At 38.7% G+C, this 11555-nt stretch carries 9 protein-coding genes; 7 read left to right on the top strand and 2 right to left on the bottom strand.

All coding sequences use genetic code 11. The annotated features are described in order from the left end of the window. Positions 1–7: 7 nt before the first annotated feature. Entirely contained in the window at positions 8–520 is a 513-nt protein-coding gene (locus HC643_RS07575; RefSeq protein WP_038087418.1) for a hypothetical protein, read from the bottom strand. Positions 521–940: 420 nt separating this feature from the next. Here HC643_RS07575 and HC643_RS07570 point away from each other — a divergent pair, with 420 nt between their 5' ends. The 5 genes from HC643_RS07570 to HC643_RS07550 all read left to right on the top strand — a co-directional run bounded on the left by HC643_RS07570 (position 941) and on the right by HC643_RS07550 (position 8308). Next, the gene (locus HC643_RS07570) at positions 941–1081 is read left to right on the top strand and encodes a hypothetical protein (RefSeq protein ID WP_167844635.1); all 141 of its coding nucleotides are present in this window, start codon (positions 941–943) and stop codon (positions 1079–1081) included. A gap of 67 nt (positions 1082–1148) precedes the next feature. Further along, positions 1149–3155, top strand: coding sequence for a protein kinase domain-containing protein (locus HC643_RS07565; protein WP_167844634.1), 2007 nt, complete (start codon positions 1149–1151; stop codon positions 3153–3155). 95 nt (positions 3156–3250) lie between these two features. After that, positions 3251–4111, top strand: coding sequence for a hypothetical protein (locus tag HC643_RS07560; RefSeq protein ID WP_038087415.1), 861 nt, complete (start codon positions 3251–3253; stop codon positions 4109–4111). A 125-nt stretch (positions 4112–4236) separates the two neighbouring features. Further along, on the top strand, positions 4237–7464 hold the full coding sequence (locus tag HC643_RS07555; RefSeq protein ID WP_038087502.1) for a DEAD/DEAH box helicase: 3228 nt from the start codon (positions 4237–4239) through the stop codon (positions 7462–7464). Between the two features lie 4 nt (positions 7465–7468). Next, positions 7469–8308 (top strand): SWIM zinc finger family protein, encoded by an 840-nt coding sequence (locus HC643_RS07550; protein ID WP_038087412.1) that lies wholly within the window; start codon positions 7469–7471, stop codon positions 8306–8308. Between the two features lie 40 nt (positions 8309–8348). On the opposite strand, the gene HC643_RS07545 is transcribed toward HC643_RS07550, so the two are convergent. Further along, positions 8349–8648 carry a KOW motif-containing protein gene (locus tag HC643_RS07545; protein WP_038087409.1) on the bottom strand — a complete coding sequence of 100 codons (300 nt, stop codon included), beginning with the start codon at positions 8646–8648 and terminating at the stop codon, positions 8349–8351. A gap of 141 nt (positions 8649–8789) precedes the next feature. On the opposite strand from HC643_RS07545, the gene HC643_RS07540 reads away from it, so the two are divergent. After that, positions 8790–9224: a COG3650 family protein gene (locus HC643_RS07540; protein WP_038087407.1), complete on the top strand. Its 435-nt coding sequence runs from the start codon at positions 8790–8792 to the stop codon at positions 9222–9224. A gap of 880 nt (positions 9225–10104) precedes the next feature. Continuing rightward, complete coding sequence (locus HC643_RS07535) at positions 10105–11544, top strand: efflux RND transporter periplasmic adaptor subunit (protein ID WP_082051797.1); 1440 nt, start codon at positions 10105–10107, stop codon at positions 11542–11544. Positions 11545–11555 lie beyond the last annotated feature (11 nt).

Below are 11555 nucleotides of genomic sequence, written 5' to 3'. Positions count from 1 at the left end.
GGTTGAACTACTCACCAGATGGTTCTGCTTTTTCAACAGAATTATCATTCACCCCTAAAGTTAACTCTAAGGGCGTGCGTGATGGATACGCTTTGACAACTTCTCTATACACTTGATAGTTAGCAGGTAATGTCCTTTGTTCGCCACTCAACGTATACGTCAATTGGTAGTCAACAGATTTCAACAATTCAGGCTGACTGGCTTCCTGTCCCTGCTTTCTTTGTTCGACTTCATCCACTGAAGGTCTTGGCGGTAAAGCAGCCCACCACAGTCCTTTGTCATCAGGACCTGTGACTGCTCCTTCTGGCTTTATACCATTACGATTGAGTAAAGACGTAGTACCAAAAGTTTCAAAACGCGATGATGTTTCATTCGTTAGGTCGTTAGCATATTTAACTTGCCAAGTATACTGAGTGAGTGCTGTTGCTTCGTATTGAGTCGTGGTTAAGGTGGTGCAACCAGCCAGTGCGATCGCAGAAGCGATCGGTAATGTTAAAAGCAGAGATGTTGGTTGTTTCATGAGGATTGGGAATTCATCGCTAAGCTATACGTTTGCTTGTTTCGAGATCCGGAGGAGAGTATCCCTCTACCAGCTCTGTGAAGAGGAATTAGAGCAAGCATCTCATACCAATTCTATGTGAAGTTGCACATTAATTGCCCTCACTCTAGAAGAGTGGACGGCAGGCGCTACAACGGGGGGAACCCAGGGCGCTACAACGGGGGCACGGCGCTGCTCACCGCAACGCGCTGCCTTGGCTATACAAACATAGCCTGCGTAGGCAGGCTAGAAATTCTAATTTTTAGTGTTATCTCTAAAAATAGATGTTTATTAAAGAGCAAAAATACAGTATTAATACCTTGATATAAAATGTAAATTTTCATACACTTTTTAAATTCGCTAGGTATATTTGTTCAGTACTGTAGCTTCGGATATTGAGTCATGGTTAAGGTGGTACAACCAGCCTGTGCGATCGCAGAAGCGGATATAGATATTTCTACTTTTTCCAAAGCAAGTTCTTACAGAAGTCAAAAACTATTTTTTCGGAATTACCATCTTTGTAGTTGTAGTTTTTATAAATAACAAAGTAACTTTATCTGTGTCAAAATATTATCATTTTTAGTGATAATTAAGAAAAGGAGTATAAAGTATGGCAAAGAAGAAAATTTTAATTTTAGCATCGCTTCCTAATAACCATTCTTACCTAGATTTAAAGACTGAAATCAATAAAATTACGACTGCTTATGCTAAATTCAACCAACTTGAAAACACTATTAAAGAAAAAGGAAATAATGTATTTGAAATAACAACAATAAGTAATGTAAGTTTGAAAACTATGTCAGAAGCGATTCAAACAGAAAAGCCTTCTATAGTCCATTTTTGCGGACACGGTATGGAGAATGGCTGCTTAATATTCGAGAGTGATAATGGGACAGCAGAACCTGTAAAACCAGAAGGTTTGGCTGCTTTTTTTAAGCAACATACTAGTCATGTTCAATGTGTATTACTTAATGCTTGCTATTCAGCTAAAACTGCACATTTAATGTGCCAACATATTAATTATGTCATTGGTATGAACCAGGAGATTCTAGATGAATCTGCAATTAAATTTGCTGAAGGATTTTATGAATATATAGCTAACAGTCATATAAATAATCAAAATGCTATCCAACAATATAGTGAGATCGCAAAAGCTTTTGAATTAGGCAAAGCTCGCATTCAAGCTAAAGCAGAATCTAATTTTCAAGAGAAGATTCCAGTGTTGGAAATAAAACTTGCAGAAAAAAAGAAAAAACTAGTTTCTATATTACCGAAAGCAAGATACACATTAGATTTATCACCACCTAAAGAAGGTAGTCTGGCGATAGTTTTTAAAGCTAATGACAATATTTTAAAACGTGATGTAGCTATTAAAGTATTTTACGAAGAAAATTTACAGCAGCCGTTTGACAAAGGTATTCAAGAAGCAGTGAAAATTTCAGATAGGTCAAATTTTATTACTATTTATGATGTTAATTTAAATAAAATTCCTTACTACTATGTGATGCAGTATGTTGAAGGTAAAACCCTTCGAGAAAAAATTAATACTCGGGATAAGCTACGGTTTAACGACGCACTTAACATTATTGTAGCCATTGGGGATGCACTTCTTAGTATTTCGAGTTCAAATTCTATTTTTCCCAATACTACTCCTAATATCAAACCATCAAATATTATACTGAATGAAAAAAATGAACCTTTTATCTCACCTTTTAACTTGTTTGAAAGCTTGCATCAGAACGAAATAATACAAGAACTTAAAAAGATGTCTGATAAACAAAATGAATCAGACTCTTTAGAAGCGTCAGCATACCAACTTCCCGAACGCTTTAGTCATCATAACCCAAATCATCCAACGTTCGATCAATCTGCTCAATACCTGCTTGGAATTTTAGCGTATGAGATTCTCACAGGCAAGACACCACGTGTGCTGGAAGATTATCACAAATTGGAACAAGAAGGGGATAGTGCATTTAGAGATTTGCGTTCTTTGGAAGAGATTCGCAGTTGTCGTAACGATTGCCCGGAAATTCTTCAGAACACTATTTATAGAATGACAGAGCATGAACCAAAAAAACGTTATGCCACACTTGAGGATGCGTTAAAAATAATTCGGAATGTAAACTTTTATTTAAATACGGTCAAGGAAAGTTACATAAGGTGTCTAAACAAAAAAGACTCTGATAAGAGCTTTATTCAAATTTTTTATGATAAATTTATAGAAAAAGAGGATGTTAAGGCGCAATTTATAGGTTTTAACGAGCGAGAGTTAAATAATCAAGATAAAAGGTGGCATATACAGTATCAGCAACTTGAAGAAGCTATTATATTGTTATTCGCTTATTATGAACAGAAACAAAATTTGCCTGAGCAGAACGAGCAAGAAGAACCTAATATTCTCAGTCGGATAGCAAATTCTCACAGTAAGATTCCACATGAGTTCTATAGCACTTTTGTCTCTAATTTAATAGAAACAGTAAAAAACACAGATCCTGAGTGTACAAAGGAGTCTGAGAAAAACGAAAATTCAAGTTATACAAAACTAGTGACAGAGGCTTGGGAAGAAGTTTTACGTCCAGGAATTGAATATATGCAAAAATATCAAGGAAAAAAGTAAGAGCTTCGATATTAGCAATGTGGGATTTATATTCCCTATAATACATAATCACATGGCTTGGAACCGTGTGAGTGTCAACTAAATCACAAAAATTCATGACTGAGAAAATTCAGTATTTGCTAAAATTAGCAAAGCGCAATGCCGAAACTTACATCGCTAACCCAAAAACGAAAGCCGTCATGCTTACAGGGTCAGTTGCAGAAGGGCTGTGCGATGAATACTCTGATTGCGAGATGTGCATTTATTATGACGAATTACCCTCTGATGAGGAATTAGAGGAAGCGCGTCAGCGAAATCATGGGTCGGAGACATTGGGTATTTTGGGAGATCGGCTAGAGGGTGCGATCGGTCAGACTTACTTTGTGAATGGAGTTGAATGTCAGTTTGCTCATGCAACGATCGCACAATGGGAAAAGGAAATTTCAACTATCTTGGAGGGATTCGATCTTCAATCTCCAATGATAAAAACAATGACTGGAACGCTAATTGGAATTCCATTGTACGGCGAAACGCTGATTGAGAAGTGGAAAGCCAAAGTTGCGAATTATCCGGATGGGCTAGCACAGAAAATGGTCGAGCATTACCTCAAATTCTTCCCTATTTGGGGAATGCAGCCCAAGCTTGCTAGACGGGACACAACGCTCTGGTACTACCAAATCCTTGTTGAGTCAGCCCAAAATTTACTTGGTGTATTGTCTGGGTTGAACCGCTTGTATTATTCAACTTTTCAATTCAAGCGAATGAGCAGATTTATTGAGCAAATGAAGATTGTCCCTGAAAACCTTGCATCTCGTCTCGAAAGCTTGTTTCATCATGAAGCCCCCGTAGCTATCAATGAACTTGAAGCATTGGTACGAGAAACTATAGAGCTTGTAGAAATTTATATGCCTCACGTAGATACTTCCTTAGCAAGACAGAAATTAGGTTGGAGACAACAACCGTGGAAACAAGAGTGAATCAGATCGTGAAGAGTTTTAACTCACAAGCGTGTATCAATACTAAATATAATCCCCATGTTCTTAACTAGATGGTAAAGTAACTGTAGTCCTCCAGAATGAATGGCACGCTAGAGGCTTCAGTTATGAAAGTTATTCACGGTACATGGATACCTCACGCACAGACTGGCTTTTTTCAGTCAGGTTCCTTTTACTTGTGGGTAGAAACCCCATTTTCCAAAGAATACCACACCAAACAGATACTCCACCCCGGACATCTAACTGGAGATGAATTAGAAACATTTTTAATACAAGCGTTAGGCATCCAAGAACCAGCAATTAAACTGCGAGAACGCATATCTCCTAAATACTTTGCCTTCCCAACGAGTAGCGATCGCCCCCTACCGTCACCAGAATTAACTAAGTATTTGGAGGAAGAAATTCCTGCTGAATATGATGGTTTTAAATACTGGCAAATCAATTGCTACGAACTTGTTACAACGACCAAAACCGAGAATTTTCAAACTCCTAAAGCCATTAACGCTATTAAACTTATTAATGATATTCACTTTTTAGCACTCTACAATTCTCAAGAAATTCAACTGGGTTCAGACCTTTTATTTTGGTATCACTACACGCAAGCTTTTAAGCAAGTTATTCTTAAAGACCAGTATATTCCAGCACTGAAATATCGAGAGATAGAATCTACGGTTTCCATAAAAAAAGGAAAACAAGCAAAAACAAGTACCCCATCCTTTGAAATTTACCCCACTTGGGAAATTATCTCCGAACAGTACGAATCAAATATCAAAAAATATATTGAGTATATGCCACTTATTTGTGTGGCGGGTTCAATGACAGCCAACGATCCAGTTGTGTTTTTTGATAACGAAACACTGTTACGTCACTTTTCTGAGTCCTTACTTGATAACATAGTGACTCATACGTCTTTTCCAGCCTCCTTTGACAAACAAATAGCTAATTCTTTACTCCAAGAGTGTCTTTATCGCAACGGACACAACCCAATATCTACCAGGACTTCTCTAGAAGAATACAAGCAATGGCTGGCGTGGAAAAACAAAATTACTCGCACTCAAACTGACTCCCCCTTTAATCTCTGCTTTCAATTGCATTCTCCTTCCCCCGATGCTTTAGACAATTGGTTTGTTCAGTTTCTAGTTGCTAGCAAACAAGACCCCTCTCTAAAACTGCCACTTTTTGACTATTGGACAATGAGTCAAAAAACTAAAGCAGGAGTACACAAGCAATTCGGTCAAGACTTTGAGACAAATTTATTACTCAATCTGGGATATGCTGCACGGATGTATCCTCAGTTGTGGCAGGGAATGGAAACGGAACATCCCACAGGGTTATATCTGACACTAGGAGAAGCCTTTGATTTTCTTAAGGAAACTGCTTGGGTGTTAGAAGATACTGGTTTTAAAGTCATTGTACCAGCCTGGTATACTCCTACAGGTCGCCGTCGTGCTAAGATTCGGCTCAAAGCTTCTGCTTCCAAGCAAAGCGCAGGGAAAAGCAAAACAAAAGGCTATTTTAGTCTTGATTCACTCGTACAGTATCAGTACGAGCTTGCTATTGGTGACCAAGTCGTAACTTTACAAGAATGGGAACAACTCATTAACACCAAAGCACCTTTAGTGCATTTTCGTGGTCAGTGGATGGAACTAGACCGGGATAAAATGCAGGAGTTACTTGAATTCTGGGAGTCCCAAACAAAAGAACAACAAGAAATGTCGGTGCTCGAACTCTTGCAACGCAGTGCGGAAGTTGGGGAGGAGTGGGAAGTTGAACACGATGAATTTTTATCAGAAATGATGGCTAAGTTGCAAGAGAAAAGCCAGCTTGAACCAACTTCAGATCCTATTTCCTTACGGGGTAATTTACGAGAGTACCAAAAACGCGGTGTATCCTGGCTGAGTTACTTGGAACGTTTGGGGCTTAACGGCTGTCTGGCGGACGACATGGGTTTGGGTAAGTCCTTGCAAGTTATTGCCAGAGTTGTACAGGAGAGGGAAGAAAGGGAAAGCCAGAAAGAGAAAGAGGAAGGAAATTTTTCCCTTTCCCCCTCTTCCACCCTTATTATCGCCCCTACTTCTGTTGTAGGAAACTGGCAAAAGGAAATTGCTAAGTTTGCACCTCATCTCAAAACGATGGTGCATCACGGTAACAGTCGCTTTCAGAACTCTGCTGACTTTAAAGCAGCAAGCCAAGAACACGATGTCGTGATTACTTCCTTTACTCTGGCTCGTAAAGATGAGAAGCTTTTAGGTAGCGTGCAGTGGCAAAGGATTGTGTTGGATGAAGCACAAAACATTAAAAACCCTAAAGCCGCTCAAACAAAAGCTATTTTGAAACTATCGGCAAAACACCGTCTTGCTTTAACGGGGACTCCTGTAGAAAATCGTTTGTTGGATTTGTGGTCAATTTTTAACTTTCTCAATCCTGGCTACTTGGGCAAAGAAGCACAGTTTCGGAAATCTTTTGAGATTCCAATTCAGAAGAATAATGATAAGATAAAATCAACAACTCTTAAAAAGCTAGTCGAACCTTTAATTCTGCGTCGGGTGAAGACGGATCGTTCTATTATTAACGATTTACCTGATAAAGTAGAACAGAAACTATATACTAATTTGACAAAAGAACAGGCTTCACTTTACGAAGTTGTAATTCGAGATGTTGAGGAAAAACTGCAAGAAGCAGAGGGAATTCAACGTAAAGGTTTAATTCTCTCAACTCTAATGAAATTGAAGCAGATTTGCAACCATCCGGCACAATTTTTACAGGATAGTAGTGAGTATTCTCTCGAGCGATCGCACAAATTCAGTCGATTGGCAGAAATGGTAGAAGAAGCAGTTTCAGCAGGAGAAAGTTTACTTATTTTTAGTCAGTTTACCGAAGTTTGTGAAGCCATAGAAAAATATATAAAACACTCTCTGCACTGCAATACGTACTACTTACATGGCGGTACTAGCCGACAGAAGAGAGAAAATATGATTAGTGAGTTTCAAGACCCAGACACAGAACCATCTGCTTTTGTACTTTCCTTAAAAGCAGGTGGTGTTGGTATCACTCTCACCAAAGCAAACCACGTTTTCCACTTTGACCGCTGGTGGAATCCAGCCGTTGAAGACCAAGCAACTGACCGGGCTTTTCGTATTGGTCAAAGTAAAAATGTTTTTGTCCATAAGTTTGTGGCGATTGGGACTTTGGAAGAGAAAATTGACCAAATGATTGACGATAAGAAAAAACTTTCTACTAGCGTTATTGGTTCAGATGAGTCCTGGCTCACAGAATTGGATAACGAAGCATTTAAGCAACTTATTGCCTTGAATAAAAGTGCAGTTTTGGAGTGATATCATGACTAAATTTGCTCGAACCTGGTGGGGCGATCGCTTTATTAAAGCATTGGAATCTTTTACAGATGAACGCAGGCTTCAACGAGGACGTGCTTATGCAAGTGGAGGTAAAGTTTTAAGTTTTGATATTGACAAAAATCACATAACTGCTCAAGTAAGAGGATCGGTCAATCCCTACTTTGGTGTCTATAAAGAACCAACTTACAATATTTCTATTGAACTTACACCTATTGCAAAAACTCGTTGGAAAGATGCAATTCACAAGCTGTCATCCAAAGCAAGTCTTGTTTCCCGCCTTTTGATAAACGAAGTTCCTGAAAACATAGAAGATACTTTCTCTGAGTTTGGATTGCATTTATTACCTCACAGCAGACAAGATTTTAAAACAAGATGTTCTTGTCCGGACTATGCCAATCCCTGCAAACATATTGCTGGAGTTTACTATCTAGTTGCTTCTCAACTCGATCGCAATCCATTTCTCTTATTTGAATTGCGAGGGTTATCAAAGATAGAACTTCAAAGCCAATTGGCACAAACACCTTTAGGTAAAGCCCTATCTCAAGAACTCAACATTGAAGAAATTCCTGTTGAAGCTTCAACTTCATTCTATACAAAACTCCAAAAGAAATCAGTTGTCACGCAGCCAAGTGCTAGAGAGTTTTGGTTGGGGACAAAGCGATTACCCCAAACAATTGATGTTCCAACTTCGGGAGGTGTATCGGCAATCTTAATTAAAAAACAAGGAGATTTCCCACCTTTCTGGCATAAGGATAACTCTTTTATTACAGTTATGGAGGAGTTGTATCAAAGGGTAAAGACAAAAAATCAAAATTTGATGTGATATATACTTCTCCTACATTCAAAGTTAAGTAGCTGCAAATTCAGTGTATGGTCTCAAGTGACCTATGAGTGTCATGCACTCTCGCGATCGCCGCCAAAGCATCTCGATTCAGTGCGGTATATGCAGCTTCAAGTAACTTGACAGCAGCAGCTTCATAAATTACTGCCAACTGCTTTCGCTCTAAATCAACTTCTACCTTGCGACCAAATACCTCAATTTCAACAACAACCTTATCCTCCTCCCATCTAAGAACAGTTGCTTGAAAATCTTTAAACGGACCACTGATAACTGTCCCTACACTACCTATTTGAATATGATTCATTTGTAATAAACTGTTCATATAATGTTACGATTATATTAATCTTAAATGAGTTGTAAGAAAACTCATTCCCAAACACCTACTCAAAGTCAAAATACGGAACTGTTAGCAATAGCATACGTCTGAGCCATTATACAAGTCAGACTTCTTCAAGTATAATCAATGAAAATTTTAATATCTGGTGTTCTTTTCTTGGGATTAACCAGCCCTTTCTTAGCTAGCGCTCGCAGTGTTGCAAATCAAAGTACGCTATCCATAAAAAACAATCATCATTACATTTCCCAAAATGCGGTGGCTGAGAGGTTTAATGTTGTCGGTACAGAACCATTTTGGAATGTCAGCGTTAGCAAAAGTGGAATTGTCTACTCTTCACCAGAAGTCAAAAAACAAACATTTCCTTACGTAGCACCCTTAAAAGCAGCAGGACGTCCTGACGATTTGGTCAGGGTATATCAGTTAAAAGGTAAAGGTAACAATACTCTCATTCTTAAAAAAGTCGATAAATGCAGTGATGGTATGTCTGATAAAGATTACCCCTATTCAGCGACGCTGATTTTAGGTACTAAAGTTTTAGAAGGTTGCGCTGAAAAGAAATAGGTTTTTACAGCAGTCCTAAACCACTCGTGAAAATTTGAAATGTTTGTACTTCCTGTAGTCCCCCCTTACTAAAGCTACGGTGTACACGATTGATTTGTGCGTACACCGTAGTATGGCTTGAGGGAAAAACCTCAGAAAATCCTCAGGTTTATCTGGTACTTTTTAGTTGTCGAGCTGATACTTGACAATCGATCTTCATTTATAGTAGCCCGCTTAGCGGGCTTTCTTAATAGAATTTTATCTTAAGTTACTAAGATTGGTTTTTATTTTTACAAAACCTCATGAATAGTGAGTGCTTTCGTTGCATCAATTTTTTTACAGTCGTAGTGAGAAAACACCCTTAAAAAAGTTTTTAACGAAGAAAATTCACTACTATATAAACGAAGTGTATAAGCGGATTTTACTTGTACAGATGCGATCGCGAACATCACTAAGTCTTAAATGGAGTATTTCAGATATTCTTTGAGATAGCTTACCAAAGAGGGTCACAAAATTTATTTTCTTTGTTAAGTATCTCGATTCTTTACCAGAGTTTAGCACAAAATGATTGTGATTGGAGAAATGTTAAGTATGTCTTTGTAGAGAGTTGGAGGAGCATGGAAAACCAATTATATATCTCTAGTAGCAGTTACAAGACAGAGGTAAAAATATTTTAATAACTATTAATGAAGAAACTTAAATAAATCCGAAAGAGCTTCTGGTATAAGGAGGGTATTATCCATTTATGACAAAAATTAGCTAATAAATATACTTATTCATTTATTCAATTAGTGTGAGGAAGAACAAATAAATTAACAATTAAATATTGGTCCGAACTCTTACTTAAGGTTGAAATTGTTGTCAGTCTACAGGAAGTTATTTAAATCAGGATACTACGCATATGAAACATTTTGAACCTTTTGAGGATACAAAGCACACGAGAACACCAGACAGTAAAGATAACCGCTTTAGCGTGGTAGTCATTCCACAAACACAGGAAGAGATTAGCCAACAGACCAACACGGTTGAAGAAGCCGATCTAGATGATACTTTCCCCGACACTGACAGAAAACCCCCATCACCAAAGAAGCGGAATTGGTGGTTAATTCTAGGAGCGATCGCATTGCTGATTGGTGGAGGCTTTGGTTGGCGTTGGTGGCAAAATAACAATGCTCAAAAACAATCACCACCAGGTCAAAGCCAATCGCAAGCAGTACCTGTAAGAATATCTACAGTTCAGACAGCAACAATTAGAGACAGCGCAGAATTTGTTGCAAACTTAGAGTCACGTCGATCCGTCACACTTCAACCAGAAACCCAAGGTCGAGTGTCCCAAATTTTTGTCAAACCAGGAAATGAGGTACAAACAGGAACGGCTATTGTTCAAATCAATCCTGACGAACAACAAGCAGCCCTCAGTGGTGCAACGGCTGCTGTCGCTGCATCTCAAGCAGAAGTCACAAGCGCTAGGGCGACACTGAGTTCTCTTGAAGCCGAAAGGCTCTCCAATCAATCTCAATTGAGATTAAGCCAAGAACAGTACCAAAGATACTCTAACCTTGCAACTCAAGGAGCAGTCTCGCGGGAAACAAGAGACCAATACTTGAATCAATTCCAAGCAGCCCGATCCAGCCTTGCTGCTATTAACAAGAAAATTGAAGCCCAACGGGCTGTTGTGGCTCAATCAGAAAAAGCAGTACAGCAAGCACAGGCTAATGCTCAGCAATCGCAAGCTCAACTCCAGAACTATCGAGTCACAGCACCTTTTGCTGGTACGGTTGGTAATATTCCAGTCAAAGTAGGAGATATAGTCACTACTTCCACTCAACTGACAACCATTACCCAAAATCAACCTTTAGAGGTAAATATTTCTATTCCATTACAGCAGGCTTCGAGAGTGCGTGTAGGTACACCAGTACAGCTGATCGACGCGCAAGGTCAAAATATTGGAACCAGTAAGGTATTTTTTATCTCTCCTCAAACAGCCAATGACACGCAATCTGTTTTAATTAAAGCACTCTTTGATAATGCTAAAGGTCAATTGCGGGCTGATTCTTTTGTGCAAGCAAGAGTTATTTGGGAACAACGACCCGGAGTTCTCATTCCTACTGAAGCAATTTCTCGCGTAGCAGGACAAACGTTTGTTTATGTAGCTCAACAGCAAGAACAAAACCAACAAGGAAAAACCCAATTGATAGCCAGACAAAAACTCGTTAAGTTAGGCGATCTCCAAGGTAATAGTTATCAAGTAATTGAAGGATTGGAGCCAGGAGAAAAAATCATTGTTGCGGGTTTACTTAATCTAAAAAATGGTGCTTCTATTACCCCTGCATCTAAGTAATAGCTAATAGT

It is taken from the genome of Tolypothrix bouteillei VB521301, from assembly GCF_000760695.4.
GTDB classification, from domain to species: Bacteria; Cyanobacteriota; Cyanobacteriia; order Cyanobacteriales; family Nostocaceae; genus Scytonema; species Scytonema bouteillei_A.
The sequence above is the reverse complement of the archived record's forward strand: the minus strand, read 5'-3'. Positions and strand labels throughout refer to the sequence as shown.